Below are 15305 nucleotides of genomic sequence, written 5' to 3' on the forward strand. Positions count from 1 at the left end.
CGACGGGGTCGCCGCGCACCGCCCGCCCGGGTCACTCCGCGGAGGCGACCTTCGGCGCCGCCGGCGGGGTCTGGTAGATCAGGTACGGCTCGGACTTGTGCTCGATCACCGACTCGTCCACCACCACCTTGCTGACGTTTTCCTGCGACGGCAGCTCGTACATCGTGTCCAGCAGCACCGACTCGACGATGGTGCGCAGGCCGCGCGCGCCGGTCTTGCGCTTGAGCGCCTTCTTGGCGATGGCCAGCAGCGCGTCCTGGCGGAACTCCAGCTCCACGCCTTCCATCTCGAACAGCTTCTTGAACTGCTTGGTGATGGCGTTCTTCGGCTCGGTCAGGATCTTGATCAGCGCCGGCTCGTCCAGTTCCTCGAGCGTGGCGACCACCGGCAGGCGGCCGACGAACTCGGGGATCAGGCCGAACTTGATCAGGTCTTCCGGCTCGACGTCGGCCAGGATCTTGCCGACCTCGCGCTTGCGCTCGGAGCTCTTCACCTTGGCACCGAAGCCGATGCCGCCGGCGTCGTTGGAGCGCTGCTGGATCACCTTGTCCAGGCCGGCGAACGCGCCGCCGCAGATGAACAGGATGTTCTTGGTGTCCACCTGCAGGAATTCCTGCTGCGGATGCTTGCGCCCGCCCTGCGGCGGCACCGAGGCGACCGTGCCTTCGATCAGCTTCAGCAGCGCCTGCTGCACGCCTTCGCCGGACACGTCGCGGGTGATCGACGGGTTCTCGCTCTTGCGCGAGATCTTGTCGATCTCGTCGATGTAGACGATGCCCTGCTGCGCCTTGTCGACGTCGTAGTCGCACTTCTGCAGCAGCTTCTGGATGATGTTCTCCACGTCCTCGCCGACGTAGCCGGCCTCGGTCAGCGTGGTCGCATCGGCGATGGTGAACGGCACGTTGAGCAAGCGCGCCAGCGTCTCGGCCAGCAGCGTCTTGCCCGAGCCGGTCGGACCGACCAGCAGGATGTTGGACTTGGCCAGTTCGACCTCGTCGTTCTTCTGCCGGCTCTCGATGCGCTTGTAGTGGTTGTACACGGCCACGGCGAGCGTGCGCTTGGCGCGCTGCTGGCCGATCACGTACTGGTCGAGCACTTCCAGGATCTCGCGCGGCTTGGGCAGGCTGCTGCGTGCCGACTGCGCCTTCTCCTCGAGCTCCTCGCGGATGATGTCGTTGCACAACTCGACGCATTCGTCGCAGATGAACACGCTGGGCCCGGCGATCAGCTTACGGACCTCGTGTTGACTCTTGCCGCAGAACGAGCAGTACAGGATCTTGTTGCTGTCGCCGGAACGGCCTTGCCGGTCTTCGCTCATTGCTTCGCTTACCCAGTTACCCCACCCGATGAACGGGGGTTCGATTTCGAGAATAGCACAGGGCCGGGAGGACGCTAGCCCGACCCCGGCCCTGCGGAATACGCTGCGTTTTGCAGTACATGCAAGCCTTATGCCGGCTGGATGGACTCATCCGGACGACGCTCCAGGACCTGGTCGACGAGGCCGTAGGCCTGCGCGTCGACGGCGCTCTTGAAGTTGTCGCGCTCGGTGTCGCGGGCGATGGTTTCCAGCGACTGGCCCGTGTGCTTGGCCAGGATTTCGTTCAGCCGCGCGCGCAGCGTCAGGATCTCGCGGGCGTGGATGTCGATGTCGGTGGCCTGGCCCTGGAAGCCGCCCAGCGGCTGGTGGATCATCACCCGCGAGTTCGGCAGCGCATAGCGCTTGCCGGCAGCGCCCGACGCCAGCAGCAGCGCGCCCATCGAGGCGGCCTGGCCGACGCAGATGGTGCTCACGTCCGGCTTGATGTACTGCATGGTGTCGTAGATCGCCATGCCGGCGGTGACCACGCCGCCCGGCGAGTTGATGTAGATGCTGATGTCCTTCTCCGGATTGTCCGCTTCCAGGAACAGCAGCTGGGCCACGATCACATTGGCCATGTGGTCGTCGATCGGGCCAACCAGGAAGATCAGGCGCTCCTTCAGCAGGCGCGAATAGATGTCGTAGGCGCGCTCGCCGCGGCTGGTCTGTTCGACCACCATCGGAACCAGATTCAAGGCCTTGGTCACATTGTCCACGCGGTGATCTCCTGCTGCTCGGGGTCCGTCCCTGCACGGGGGTGTGCAGGGCTTCGCATCGTGTTGCGCCCCGCCGCCGCGGGGAGGTGAAACGGGATCCGCGTCGCGCAGGTCGGCTGCGCAACGCGGCGACGCGCCGTCTTATTGACGGATCGCGTCCTGGAACGACATCGCCTGCTCGGTGTGCTGGGCGCGCTCGGCGATCCAGTCGATCACCTGCTCTTCCATCACACGGCTCTGCAGTCCCCCCATCAACTGGGGATCGTTGCGGTACATCTCAATGACCTGTTCCGGCTCTTCGTAGGTCGAGGCGATCAGGCGCAGCGTCTCCGAGACCCGCTTCGGGTCCAGGCGCAGCTCGTTGCGGCGGGCGACCTCGCCGACCAGCAGGCCGACCAGCACGCGCTTGCGCGCGGCGTCCATGAAGCCCTGATGGGCGTCGTCCGGCACCTGGCCCGGGTCGCGGCCGGAACGGCGGATCTGCTCGACCTGCTGCGCCAGCATGGCGCGCGCTTCGTTCTCGACCAGGCGCGGCGGCATTTCGACCGAGGCGTAGGCGGCGATCAGCTGCTCACCGACTTCGCGACGCAGGCGGTTCATCAGCGCGCCCTTGAGCTCGCGCTCGAGGTTGATGCGGATGTCCTTGCGGAACTGCTCGGCATCGCCGCTCTTGACGCCGAAGCTCTTGATGAACTCTTTGTCCACCTCCGGCAGCACCGGCGCGGCGACGTCGACCGCCTTCACATGGACCTGGACCTGCTTGCCGGCGAACTGCGGCACGCGCCAGTCGGCCGGGAAGTCGACGGTCAGCGTCTTCTCTTCGTCCTTGGACAGGCCGACCAGGCCCTGCTCGATCGCCGGGAACATGACGCCCGAGCCGATCACGCTGCTGCCCTTCTCCACGCCCTCGGCCGGCAGGCGCTCGTCGCCGACCTGCGACCAGGTCTCCAGGGTCACCAGGTCGCCGTCCTGCGCCGGACGCGCGGCCGGCTGCCAGGTACGACGCTGCAGGCGCAGGTTCTCGATCATCTGCTCGATGTCGGCGTCGGTGACCTCGGCGGTGTGGCGGATCACTTGCAGCTTGGACACGTCGATGTCGCCGAAGTCAGGCACCACTTCGAAGGTGGCCACGAACTGCAGCTCGTTGTCGCCGGCGCGGTCGATGCGCGGGTTGCCGGCCAGGCGCAGTTCGTGCTCGCGCACGGCCGAGTCGAAGGTCTCGCGCAGCAGGCCGTCCAGCGCCTCGGCGCGGATCTGCGGCCCGAAGCGCTGCTCGATCACCTTGGCCGGAATCTTGCCCGGACGGAAGCCCTTGATCCGCGCGGTGCGCGCGACTTCGCGCAGGCGGCCGCCGACATGGGTTTCCAGGCGATCCTCCGGCAGGGTGAAGGTCAGACGCCGTTCCAGGGTACCGGTGGTTTCGATCGAAGCTTGCATGTGGACTCCTGCCACCGGGAGCCCACGGCTCTCGGCACGATGTAGAAAAGTACGGGTTGGCGCGGGCACGGGACAGCCGCCGCAGCCGGATAGTTTCGCCTATTCCCGCGGCGCCTGCCAGCGCAGGGCCGGGAGGCCGCCGTGGCGACGCCGAACCCGCCATCGCCACAAGGGGCCATCGGGGGCTGGATGGTGCGAAAGAGGGGACTCGAACCCCTACGCCTTGCGGCACTGGTACCTAAAACCAGGGCGTCTACCAATTCCGCCACTTTCGCGCTGCGGCGCCGGAAGGCGCCTGCCGGCACATTGTTGCAGGCCGGCCGGCAAAGAAAAAGGCACCTGCCGGAGCAGGTGCCTTTCGTTTTGGTGGGCCGTCAAGGATTCGAACCTTGGACCTATTGATTAAGAGTCAACTGCTCTACCAACTGAGCTAACGGCCCTGAAACTGAGTCGCACATTCTATGTGCTTTTTTGCTTCGTTGCAACACCCCGCGAAGCATCGGGTCACGCGATCAATGGGGTGGCTGAGGGGACTCGAACCCCCGACATCTGGAATCACAATCCAGTACTCTAACCAACTGAGCTACAGCCACCATTGAAACCTTGCATCTCCTGCCCGGCGCCATGTGGCGCGCCCGACAGGAATCGAACCTGTAACCGCCGGCTTAGAAGGCCGGTGCTCTATCCAGTTGAGCTACGGGCGCCCTGGCTGGATTGTCGCATTCCTTTCCGCCGTTGGACATCGGATTGGTCGGGGTAGAGGGATTCGAACCCCCGACATCCTGCTCCCAAAGCAGGCGCGCTACCAGACTGCGCTATACCCCGGCGGAACATCCCTCGCGGCCAAGGCCGGAAAGGTCGGCTATTGTGGGAAGCTTGCGGCCCGCTGTCAACGTCGCATGCACGCAACATCGCCTGCGCTATGCTCACGGCTTGCCATCGGCATCGGCCGAGAGCCATTTTGAAGGAGAAAACAGCATGCTTCGCAGCGGCAACCCCGCCCTGAAGGAATCCACCTTCCTCGATCTGCACAGCGGCAACGTGGTCTCGCCCGGCAACGGCACGGTCGTCGCGCGCGACAGCGGTGCGATGACCCTGAACGGCACCGCCAACAAGACCGGCATCCTGTTGATGCTGACAGCGCTCACCGCCGTATTCGCCTGGAGCCAGTCGGTTTCGATCGATGCCGCGGGCAACGCGATGATCGCTCCTGGCGTGGCCGGCTACGCGCTGGGCGGCCTGATCGGCGGCTTCATCCTGGCCCTGATCACGATCTTCAAGAAGGAATGGTCGCCCATCACCGCGCCGCTGTACGCGCTGGTGGAAGGCTTCTTCCTGGGATCGATCTCGGCGATGTACGAAGTGCGCTTTAACGGCATCGTGCTGCAGGCCGTGCTGCTGACCTTCGGCACCCTGTTCGCGATGCTGTTCGCCTACCGCAGCGGCATGATCAAGGCCACCGAGAACTTCAAGCTGGGCGTGGTCGCGGCCACCGGCGGCATCGCGCTGGTGTACCTGGCCACGATGGTGCTTGGCTTCTTCAACATCCAGATCCCCTACATCCACGCCTCCGGCACGGTCGGCATCCTGTTCAGCCTGTTCGTGGTGGTGGTGGCGGCGCTGAACCTGGTACTGGACTTCGACTTCATCGAGAGCGGCGTCGAACAGGGCGCCCCCAAGTACATGGAGTGGTACGGCGCGTTCGGCCTGATGGTGACGCTGGTGTGGCTGTACCTGGAGTTCCTGCGCCTGCTGTCGAAGCTGCAGTCGCGGAATTGAAGTCGGGAATCGGGATTGGGGAATCGTAAAAGCGAACTCCCCTTGATCGATGAGCGGGCTTGGCTTCAGACAAGTTTCCGAGCAAAAGAAAGGGCGCCCTGGGGCGCCCTTTCTTTATTTCTGCGATCTTCCGGACGCTCAGAGGCGGCTGGCGATGGCCTTGGCGAAGCCCATGGTGTTGCCGCTGCCACCCAGGTCCGGGGTCAGACCGTCCTTGGCTTCCAGCGTGGCGACGATGGCGTTGCGCAGGCGCTCGGCGTTCTGCGGCTGGCCGATATGGTCCAGCAGCTGCGCCGCGCCCAGCAGCAGCGCGCACGGGTTGGCCTTGCCCTGCCCGGCGATGTCCGGGGCCGAGCCGTGCACGGCTTCGAAGATCGCCGCGTCCACGCCGATGTTGGCGCCCGGGGCCAGACCCAGGCCGCCGACCAGGCCGGCGCACAGGTCCGACAGGATGTCGCCGAACAGGTTGGTGGTGACGATGACGTCGAACTGCTCCGGGCGCATCACCAACTGCATGCAGGCGTTGTCGACGATCATTTCCTGGAATTCGATCTCCGGGTAGTTCGCCGCCACGTCGCGCGCCACCTTCAGGAACAGGCCCGAGGTGGACTTGATGATGTTGGCCTTGTGCACCGCGGTGACCTTCTTGCGGCCGGTCGCGCGGGCCAGGTCGAAGGCGTAGCGGACGATGCGCTCGGAACCCTTGCGGGTCACCTTGGCCATCGACAGCGCGGTCTCGCCGTCGGCGGACACTTCCTGGCCTTCGCTCAGGTAGGCGCCTTCGGTGTTCTCGCGCACGGTGATCAGGTCCACGCCGGCGCCGAAGCGCGACTTGGTGTTGGGGAACGACTTGGCCGGACGCACGTTGGCGTACAGGTCGAACTGGCGGCGCATGGCCACGTTGATCGAGCTGAAGCCCTCGCCCACCGGCGTGGTCAGCGGGCTCTTCAGCGCCACCTTGTTCTTGCGGATCGACTCCAGCGTGGCGGCCGGCAGCAGGTCGCCGTGCTTCTCCAGCGCCACCAGGCCCGCATCGGCGTATTCGTAGGTGAGGCCGGCGTTCAGCGCGTCGAGCACGAACAGCGTGGCGTCCATGATCTCCGGGCCGATGCCATCGCCACGGATGACCGTGATTGTCTGCGTCATAGGGTTGCGGTTTCCGTACAAGAGGGGGGAGCGCCGCCCGGGAACCGGGGCTGCAGGCGCAAGGAGGTTTCAGCGGTAATTATGCCCGAAGCCGGTGAAGGCGCCCAAAACCGGACGGCCTCCGGCGCGGGCGCCGGTGGCCATCGGGGCAGCCCGAAGCGGGCTCAGTCGTGCGCGTGCTGCGCTGGCGCGGCGGCGCCGGCCTCCAGCGTGTCGAGGAAGTCCACGGCGCGGCGCAGGTGCGGGATCACGATGGAACCGCCGACCACCAGGCCCACCGAGAACGTCTCGAAAAACTCCTCGCGGCTGACCCCGGCCTGCTTGCACTGGGCCACGTGGTAGCTGATGCAGTCGTCGCAGCGCAGCACCAGCGAGGCGACCAGGCCGAGCAGTTCCTTGGTCTTCACGTCCAGCGCGCCGGCCTGGTAGGTCTGGGTGTCCAGCGCGAAGAAGCGCCGCACCACCTGGTTCGGCTCGGCCAGGATGCGCTGGTTCATGCGCTGGCGGAACTCGGTGAACTCGCGGACGCGGTCCTGCCCGGAAGCGCCGCCCTCGCCCGTCGCGGTGCCGCTCATGCCTGCGCCTCGGGGGCGTGGCCGTCGAGCAGCGGCTCCAGCTTGCCGGCGCGGTGCAGCGCCATCATGTCGTCGTAGCCGCCGACGTGGACGTCGCCGACGAAGATCTGCGGCACGCTGGTGCGCCGCGCCAGCGCGACCATCTTCTCGCGCTCGGCCGGGTCCAGGTCGATCCGCACCTCGTTCCAGGTGCGGCCCTTGCTCTTGAGGAAGTTCTTGGCCGCCACGCAGTACGGGCAAATCGCGGTGGAATAGAGGGTGATCGGCGGGCCGCCGGCGTGGCCGGTGTCGGCAGTTGGGTTGTCCAAGGGAAACTCCGGGCGGTGTAGAAGGTCCAAGCCACTATGGTAGCGGCCGGGTGGATTTTCGAGGCCGCTGCCGCAACACTGCGAATCATCCCGGATTCACCGTCGTCCCGGCCGCCACCCGGCGTCCGCCTGCCCCCTGGAGCCTGTCTTGCGCCTGCTGCCGCTCGCCTTCGCGATCACCCTGGCCACCGCCTGCGCCGTGGCGCCGGCCCAGGAGAACAAGCTGCCGGACATCGGCTCCTCGGCCGGCGAGTTGCTGACCCCGGCGCGCCAGGCCGAGTACGGCAAGATGATGCTGGCCGAGCTGCGCAGCTACGGCTACGTGCTCGAGGACCCGCTGATCGACGACTGGCTGCAGACCATGGGCACCCGGCTCGGCGCCAACAGCGACCAGCCGCAGCAGAAGTTCACCTTCTTCATGCTGCGCGACCGCCAGATCAACGCCTTCGCCACCCTCGGCGGCTACGTGGCGGTCAACGCCGGGCTGGTGCTGACCGCCGAGCGCGAGGACGAGGTGGCCGCGGTGCTGTCGCACGAGATCGCCCACGTCACCCAGCAGCACGTGCTGCGCGGGGTCGAGCGGGCGCAGCGCGACCAGATCCCGATCCTGCTCGGCATGCTCGCCGCGGTGGTCGCGGCGCAGCAGGCCGGCGGGCGCTCCAGCGGCGACGCCACCCAGGCGGCGATCGCCAGCGGCCTGGGGCTGATGCAGCAGCGCCAGATCGACTACACCCGCTCCAACGAATCGGAGGCCGACCGTCTGGGCATCCGCACCCTGGCGCGCAGCGGCTACGACGTCGACGCGATGGCCGGCTTCTTCGAGCGCATGTCGCTGGCGATGCGCGGCAACCAGGGCGGCTACAGCACCCCCGACTTCCTGATGACCCACCCGGTCACCACCACCCGCATCAGCGAGGCGCGCGAGCGCGCCGAGCAGATGAAGAAGAACACCCTGACCCTGACCACCAGCGTGCCCGGCGGCACCCTGAAGGAGCGCGTCGATCCGAACGACGTGTCGCTGAGCCAGCCGCTGGGCGCGCCCAGCAACCCGCTGCTGCCCGGCGGCCTGCAACTGCCGTTCGCCAACTACGCGCGCGGCCCCAGCGGCCAGTTCGAATGGGCCCGCGAGCGGCTGCGGGTGTTCAGCGCCAACACCCCGGCCGATGCGATCCGCGAGTACGAAGGCCTGCGCCAGGGCAGCAAACAGGGCCTGAGCGATGCCCAGCGCTACGGCCTGGCGCTGGCCCGGCTGCGTGCCGGCGGCAGTGCGCAGGAGGTCGCGCAGACGCTGGAAAGCCTGCTGCAGGCGCACCCGGACAACTGGTGGCTGACCGTGGCGGTGGCCGAGGCCGAGGCCAAGGCCGGCCGCAACCAGGCCGCCGACCAGCGCTTCGAGGCGCTGGTCAAGCGCATGCCCAGCAACCGGGCAGTGGCGCTGAGCTATGCGACTGCCCTCAACGAACAGGGCGGCCGCCAGGCCGGCCAGCGCGCCCAGGCGGTGCTGCGGCCGCTGCTCGGGGCGGCCGCGGAGGATCCGGTGTTCCAGCGCACCTTCGCCCGTGCCTGCGAACTGGCCGGCGACGACACCCGGGCCGGCGAGGCGTATGCCGAGGCGGCCTACCTGAACGGGCATCCGGAGCAGGCCCTGATCCAGCTGAGCAACCTGAAGAAGCGCAGCGACCTGGACTACGTGGCGCGCGCGCGCATCGACGCCCGCATCGCCGCGATCACCCCGACGGTGCTGGAACTGCGCCGCCAGGGCGTGCAGGACCCGGACATGCAACGGCGCTGAAACGCGCCCGTGTCAGGCGTCACTCAATCGTAATAAAACCGTAGTCTACTGGCGACCTTCCTCCCCAGTTCCACGGTGCCGTTGTGCAGAAACGCATCCTGATCGTCGACGACGAGCCGGCCATCCGCGACATGGTCGCGTTCGCCCTGCGCAAGGGCGACTTCGAGCCGGTGCACGCCGGCGATGCCCGCGAGGCGCAGACCTCGATCGCCGACCGGGTCCCGGATCTGATCCTGCTGGACTGGATGCTGCCCGGCACCAGCGGCCTGGAACTGGCCCGGCGCTGGCGCAAGGATGCGATGACCCGCGAAGTGCCGATCATCATGCTCACCGCCCGCGGCGAGGAGAACGACCGCGTCGGCGGCCTGGAGGCCGGCGTCGACGACTATGTGGTCAAACCGTTCTCGGCACGCGAGCTGCTGGCGCGGATCCGCGCGGTGATGCGCCGCACCCGCGAGGACGACGAGGACGGCAGCGTCTCGGTCGGCAGCCTGCGCATCGACGGCGCCGCGCACCGGGTGTTCGCCGGCGAGGCGCCGGTGCCGATCGGCCCGACCGAGTACCGCCTGCTGCACTTCTTCATGACCCACCCCGAGCGCGTCTACAGCCGCGCGCAGTTGCTCGATCACGTCTGGGGCGGCAGCGTCTACGTGGAAGAGCGCACCATCGACGTGCACATCCGCCGCCTGCGCAAGACGCTGGAGCCGTTCTCGGTGGAAAACATGGTGCAGACCGTCCGCGGTTCCGGCTATCGCTTCTCTGCGTCCATCTGACCGCCGCCTTCGCCTGCTATAACGGCGGACGGATCACGATCCTTTGCGACAGAGTGCGTTCCCGATGCCCCGCCACATCCGCTCCGCCTGGTTGAAGACCCTCGGCACGCTCGCCGGCCTGCTGTTGCTGGCGTTGCTGATCGGCTGGATCGGCGGCCATGTGTGGATGGCGCTGACCCTGATGTCGCTGGGGGTGATGGGCTGGCACTACTGGCGGCTGCGGCGGGTGCTGCGGCGGCTGACCGCGCGCCAGCGCTGGGAGCCGCCGGCCGGCACCGGCGTGTGGAACGAACTGGACCGGCTGCTGTACCGCAGCCAGGCGGAAATGCGCGTGCGCAAGCGGCGCCTGCTGGACATGCTGCGCGCCTACCGCGCCGCCGCCGCGGCGCTGCCGGACGCGGTGGTGGTGGTGGACCGCAACAGCCAGCGCATCCAATGGTTCAACGAAGCAGCCGGCACCCTGCTCGGCCTGCGCCACCCCGGCGACCTCGGCGCGCCGGTGGTGGAGCGGCTGCAGCCGATGCCGCTGGCGCACTGGCTCAGCGGCGGCCGCAACGCCGAGCCGATGCTGGACATGCCCTCGCCGGTCGACGACCGCCTGCGCCTGAACCTGCGCCTGATTCCCTATTCCGACGACCACTGGCTGCTGGTCGCGCGCGACGTCAGCAAGCTGCTGCAACTGGAGCAGGTGCGCCGCGATTTCGTCGCCAACGTCTCGCACGAGTTGCGCACGCCGCTGACCGTGGTCCACGGCTACCTGGACATGCTCGACCCGGAGGACTTCCCGGATTCGGGGCCGATGATCGCCGAGATGCGCAAGCAGTCGCAGCGCATGACCCAGCTGGTCGAGGACCTGCTGACCCTGTCGCGGCTGGAATCGCAGGAACACGCCAACGAGGAGTCGATCGCGATGGCGCCGATGCTGGCCACGCTGCGCCGCGAGGCCGAGGCGCACAGCCAGGGCCGGCACCGCATTGAGGTCCACGACGAAGCCGATTGCGACCTGGTCGGCTCCAACAAGGAACTGCACAGCGCCTTCTCCAACCTGGTCACCAACGCGGTGCGCTACACCGCGGCCGGCGGCACCATCCGCATCACCTTCGCCCGCGAGGGCGATGGCGCGGTGCTGGCGGTGCGCGACAGCGGCTACGGCATTCCCGCGCATCACCTGCCGCGGATCACCGAGCGCTTCTACCGCGTCTCCAGCAGCCGCTCGCGCGAGAGCGGCGGCACCGGCCTGGGCCTGTCGATCGTCAAGCACGTGCTCGGCCTGCACCAGGCGCGGCTGGAGATCGAGAGCGAAGTCGGCAAGGGCAGCACCTTCTCCTGCCACTTCGGCGCCGGGCGCGTGCATCCGCGGCACGACCATGCCACCCTGACCTCCGCCTAACGAGAGACACCATGCCCCGCCGCGCCCCTGCCCTGCCGCCCACGCCGCCCCCGGACATTCCCAGCGACCCGCTGCGCGACCCCGCGCTGTACATCAACCGCGAGCTGTCGCAACTGGACTTCAACTTCCGGGTGCTGGCGCAGGCGCAGGATCCGCAGGTGCCGTTGCTGGAGCGGCTGCGTTTCCTGTGCATCTCCTGCACCAACCTCGACGAGTTCTTCGAGATCCGCGCCGCCACCGTGCGCCACGCGCAGGAATTCGGGCTGCCGCCGGCGCCGGACGGGATGAGCCCCAACGCCATCCTCACCTCGATCCACGACCGCGCCGCGCAACTGGTCGACCAGCAGTACCGCTGCTGGAACGAGGTGCTGCGCCCGGCGCTGAAGGACGCCGGCATCGGCGTGCTCGGCCGGCATTCCTGGAACGCGCGGCAGAAGCGCTGGCTGCGCGCCTACTTCCGCAACGAGATCATGCCGGTGCTGTCGCCGCTGGGCCTGGACCCGGCGCACCCGTTCCCGAAGATCCTCAACAAGTCGCTAAACATCGTGGTGGTGCTCAAAGGCACCGACGCGTTCGGCCGCGTCGGCCACCTGGCGATCGTGCGCGCGCCGCGCTCGCTGCCGCGCATCATCCAGTTGCCGGAAAGCCTGGCCGAGGGCGGCCAGAGCTTCGTGTTCCTGTCCTCGGTGCTGTCCACCTTCGTCGACGAGCTGTTCCCGGGCATGGAGGTGATGGGCTCCTACCAGTTCCGCGTCACCCGCAACTCGGAACTGGTGGTGGACGAGGAGGAAGTGGAGAATCTGGCGCTGGCGCTGCGCGACGAACTGGTCAACCGCGGCTACCGGCCGGCGGTGCGGCTGGAGATCGCCGAGGACTGCCCGAAGTCGATCGTGCGCACCCTGCTGCAGAACTTCGAACTGCCGGAAAACGCGGTCTACCGGATCAACGGCCCGGTCAACCTGAGCCGGGTCAACCAGGTCTACGACCTAGTGCAGCGCCCGGACCTGAAGTATCCGCCGATGAACCCGCGCACGCTGCGCGACAGCGAAGGCATCTTCGAGATCGCCGCCGCCGGCGACGTGTTGCTGCACCACCCGTTCGACGCCTTCACCGCGGTGCTGGACCTGATCAAGCAGGCCGCGATCGACCCCAACGTGCTGGCGATCAAGCAGACCCTGTACCGCACCGGCAAGGACTCGGCGATCGTCGATGCGCTGGTGCTGGCCGCGCGCAACGGCAAGGACGTCACCGTGGTGGTGGAACTGCGCGCGCGCTTCGATGAAGAGGCCAACCTGGGCCTGGCCGACCGCCTGCAGGAAGCCGGCGTGCAGGTGGTGTACGGCGTGGTCGGCTACAAGACCCACGCCAAGATGCTGCTGATCGTGCGCCGCGAGGGCCGCAAGCTGCGCCGCTACGTGCACCTGGGCACCGGCAACTACCACAGCGGCACCGCGCGCGCCTACACCGACCTGAGCCTCATCACCTCCGACGTGGACATCGGCAACGACGTGCACCTGCTGTTCCAGCAGTTGTCCGGGCTGGCGCCGAAGATCCGCCTCAAGCGCCTGCTGCAATCGCCCTTCACCCTGCACCCGGGCGTGCTGCACCGGATCGAGCGCGAGACCAAGCTGGCGCATGCCGGCCGCCCGGGCCGCATCATCGCCAAGATGAACGCGCTCAACGAGCCGCAGGTGATCCGCGCGCTGTACGCGGCCTCGCAGGCCGGGGTCAAGATCGACCTGATCGTGCGCGGCGCCTGCACCCTGCGCCCGGGCGTGCCGGGCGTGTCCGACAACATCCGGGTGCGCTCGATCGTCGGCCGCTTCCTCGAGCACAGCCGGGTCTACTGGTTCGGCAACGACGGTGCGCCGGAACTGTTCTGCGCCAGCGCCGACTGGCTGGAACGCAACCTGCTGCGGCGCGTGGAGACCGGCTTCCCGATCCTGGATCCGGACCTGGTCAAGCGCATCCACCGCGAGGTGCTGCAGAACTACCTGGCCGACAATCTCAACGCCTGGGAACTGGACGCCGACGGCAACTACCGCAAGCTGGCCCCGGGCCAGGACCAGCCGCCGCATTCGGCGCAGCTGGCCCTGCTCGACGGGCTCTGAGCACACCGCGGCGCAGCGCCAACGGCGCGCGCCGCGCATCGGCTACCATTCCGCCATGCCTGCCACCTCCCCCACTCATCCGCCGCTGCGCGACGGCGACCTGCTGGCCGCCATCGACCTGGGCTCCAACAGCTTCCACATGGTCATCGCCCGCTACCAGCTCGGGCAGCTGCGGGTGGTGGACCGCCTGCGCGAGACCGTGCGCATGGCCGACGGCCTGGACAACAAGGGCGGACTGTCCACCGAGGCGCGACAGCGCGCGCTGGAATGCCTGGCGCGCTTCGGCCAGCGCCTCCGCGACCTGCCCTCGCTGCGGGTGCGCGCGCTGGCCACCAACACCGTGCGCCAGCTGCGCTCGCCGCAGACCTTCCTGATTCCCGGCGAAACCGCGCTGGGCCATCCGATCGAAGTGGTCAGCGGCCGCGAGGAAGCGCGCCTGATCTACCTCGGCGTGGCCCATGCGCAGCCGCCCAAGCCGGACGAACGCCGCCTGGTGATCGACATCGGCGGCGGCTCCACCGAATTCATCATCGGCAGCGGCTTCCAAACCCTGGAACGCGAGAGCCTGCAGGCCGGCTGCATCGCCAGCACGCGGCGCTTCTTCCCGGGCGGCAAGCTGTCCAAGAAGAAGTGGAAGGACGCGCTGACCGAGATCGGCGCCGAGTTCCAGCAGTTCGCCGGGCAGTACCGTGCGCTGGGCTGGCACGAGGCGCTGGGCTCGTCCGGCACGCACAAGGCGATCGGCGAGATCTGCGCGGCGATGAAGCTGACCAAGGGCGCGATCACCGCCGAGGCGCTGCCGCAGTTGCGCGACCGCCTGCTGCTGGCCAAGCGCATCGAGGACATCGACCTGCCCGGCCTGTCCGCCGACCGCCGGCCGATCATCGCCGGCGGCGTGCTGGTGCTGGAGGCGGCATTCCAGGCCTTGGGCCTGCAACGGCTGATGGTGAGCAAGGCGGCCATGCGCGAAGGCATCCTCTACGACATGCTCGGCCGCGGCGGCGAGAACGATCCGCGCGAAACCGCGATCGCCGCGCTGACCCAGCGCTACGGCATCGACGAGGCGCAGGCCGCGCGCGTGGAGCACACCGCGATGGCGCTGTTCGAGCAGGTCGCCGGCGACTGGGCGCTGGATGCCGACGACGCGCGCATGCTCGGCTGGGCCGCGCGCCTGCACGAACTCGGCCAGGCCATCGCGCACAGCCAGTACCACGTGCACGGCGCCTACGTGCTGGAGCACTCGGACATTGCCGGCTTCTCGCGGCAGGAGCAGCAGGTGCTGGCCACGCTGGTGCGCACGCACCGCCGCAACGTGTCCAAGACCGCGTTCGACGCACTGCCCGACCGCCTGCTGCTCAGCGCCAAGCGCAAGGCCGCGCTGCTGCGCCTGGCGGTGCTGCTGCACCGCGCGCATGAAGCCGACCCGATCCCGGCGCTGGAACTGAAGGCCGACGGCGCCAACCTGCACCTGATCCTGTCGCAGCCGTGGATCGAGTCGCGGCCGTTGCAGCGTGCCGACCTGATCGGCGAGGTCGAGGGCATGGCCGGGTTGGGGATCAATTTCCGTCCATTTGTCGCTTGAAAGCCGGGATTCGGGATTCGGGATTCGGGATTCGGGATTCGGGATTCGGGATTCGGGATTCGGGATTCGGGATTCGGGATTCGGGATTCGGGATTCGGGATTCGGGATTCGGGATTCGGGACGGCAGCATGCTGTCCGCGGTCAAATCGTAGTCAAGCGATTTGATGAGAAAAGTGCCGGTTTTTGAAAGAAAACCCGCCCCTCGTGAAGCCGCGACACCGCGGCTTTTTTGTGGGAGGGGCTTCAGCCCCGACGCCTTACCGATACCGCGTCGGGGCTGAAGCCCCTCCCACAGAAAAGCGGCACGGCGACGCACTTGCGAAAAACCCCGAATCCCCA

General features: G+C 67.8%; 12 protein-coding genes and 5 tRNA genes. 6 read left to right on the top strand and 11 right to left on the bottom strand.

Features of this window, described 5'->3' with window-relative positions; all coding sequences use genetic code 11:
• Positions 1–31: 31 nt before the first annotated feature.
• From clpX to SLW55_RS02000, 8 genes are all read right to left on the bottom strand, one after another.
• A complete protein-coding gene (clpX, locus tag SLW55_RS01965; RefSeq protein WP_017907830.1) occupies positions 32–1318 on the bottom strand; it encodes an ATP-dependent Clp protease ATP-binding subunit ClpX in 1287 nt (428 codons plus the stop codon).
• Between the two features lie 128 nt (positions 1319–1446).
• Positions 1447–2073: an ATP-dependent Clp endopeptidase proteolytic subunit ClpP gene (clpP, locus tag SLW55_RS01970; protein WP_017907831.1), complete on the bottom strand. Its 627-nt coding sequence runs from the start codon at positions 2071–2073 to the stop codon at positions 1447–1449.
• 141 nt (positions 2074–2214) lie between these two features.
• A complete protein-coding gene (gene tig, locus SLW55_RS01975; protein WP_320744440.1) occupies positions 2215–3510 on the bottom strand; it encodes a trigger factor in 1296 nt (431 codons plus the stop codon).
• Positions 3511–3700: 190 nt separating this feature from the next.
• Positions 3701–3785: transfer RNA gene (locus SLW55_RS01980), tRNA-Leu, on the bottom strand.
• Positions 3786–3874: 89 nt separating this feature from the next.
• Positions 3875–3950 (bottom strand) — tRNA-Lys (locus tag SLW55_RS01985).
• Between the two features lie 76 nt (positions 3951–4026).
• Positions 4027–4103, bottom strand: a tRNA-His gene (locus tag SLW55_RS01990).
• Between the two features lie 34 nt (positions 4104–4137).
• Positions 4138–4214 (bottom strand) — tRNA-Arg (locus SLW55_RS01995).
• A gap of 44 nt (positions 4215–4258) precedes the next feature.
• Positions 4259–4335 (bottom strand) — tRNA-Pro (locus SLW55_RS02000).
• Between the two features lie 153 nt (positions 4336–4488).
• Here SLW55_RS02000 and SLW55_RS02005 point away from each other — a divergent pair.
• Positions 4489–5289, top strand: coding sequence for a Bax inhibitor-1/YccA family protein (locus SLW55_RS02005; protein ID WP_017917385.1), 801 nt, complete (start codon positions 4489–4491; stop codon positions 5287–5289).
• Positions 5290–5427: 138 nt separating this feature from the next.
• Here SLW55_RS02005 and SLW55_RS02010 read toward each other — a convergent pair whose 3' ends face one another.
• The 3 genes from SLW55_RS02010 to grxC all read right to left on the bottom strand — a co-directional run bounded on the left by SLW55_RS02010 (position 5428) and on the right by grxC (position 7318).
• Positions 5428–6435, bottom strand: coding sequence for an isocitrate dehydrogenase (locus tag SLW55_RS02010; RefSeq protein ID WP_017914031.1), 1008 nt, complete (start codon positions 6433–6435; stop codon positions 5428–5430).
• Positions 6436–6599: 164 nt separating this feature from the next.
• The gene (locus tag SLW55_RS02015) at positions 6600–7010 is read right to left on the bottom strand and encodes a carboxymuconolactone decarboxylase family protein (protein WP_295931647.1); all 411 of its coding nucleotides are present in this window, start codon (positions 7008–7010) and stop codon (positions 6600–6602) included.
• A complete protein-coding gene (grxC, locus tag SLW55_RS02020) occupies positions 7007–7318 on the bottom strand; it encodes a glutaredoxin 3 (RefSeq protein ID WP_017907836.1) in 312 nt (103 codons plus the stop codon). Before grxC ends, SLW55_RS02015 begins: the two co-directional genes overlap by 4 nt.
• A 148-nt stretch (positions 7319–7466) precedes the next feature.
• Between grxC and SLW55_RS02025 the strand changes: the two genes are divergently transcribed.
• From SLW55_RS02025 to ppx, 5 genes are all read left to right on the top strand, one after another.
• The gene (locus SLW55_RS02025) at positions 7467–9110 is read left to right on the top strand and encodes a M48 family metalloprotease (protein ID WP_017907837.1); all 1644 of its coding nucleotides are present in this window, start codon (positions 7467–7469) and stop codon (positions 9108–9110) included.
• Positions 9111–9193: 83 nt separating this feature from the next.
• Positions 9194–9883 (top strand): phosphate regulon transcriptional regulator PhoB, encoded by a 690-nt coding sequence (phoB, locus tag SLW55_RS02030; protein WP_017907838.1) that lies wholly within the window; start codon positions 9194–9196, stop codon positions 9881–9883.
• A 64-nt stretch (positions 9884–9947) separates the two neighbouring features.
• A complete protein-coding gene (phoR, locus tag SLW55_RS02035; protein WP_017907839.1) occupies positions 9948–11273 on the top strand; it encodes a phosphate regulon sensor histidine kinase PhoR in 1326 nt (441 codons plus the stop codon).
• A gap of 11 nt (positions 11274–11284) precedes the next feature.
• The gene (gene ppk1 / locus SLW55_RS02040; RefSeq protein ID WP_152240407.1) at positions 11285–13384 is read left to right on the top strand and encodes a polyphosphate kinase 1; all 2100 of its coding nucleotides are present in this window, start codon (positions 11285–11287) and stop codon (positions 13382–13384) included.
• Positions 13385–13439: 55 nt separating this feature from the next.
• A complete protein-coding gene (ppx, locus tag SLW55_RS02045) occupies positions 13440–14966 on the top strand; it encodes an exopolyphosphatase (protein WP_017907841.1) in 1527 nt (508 codons plus the stop codon).
• The last annotated feature ends 339 nt before the right edge of the window (positions 14967–15305 follow it).

The sequence above is a fragment of the Xanthomonas sp. LF06-19 genome, from assembly GCF_034105425.1.
Lineage (GTDB): Bacteria > Pseudomonadota > Gammaproteobacteria > Xanthomonadales > Xanthomonadaceae > Xanthomonas_A > Xanthomonas_A sontii.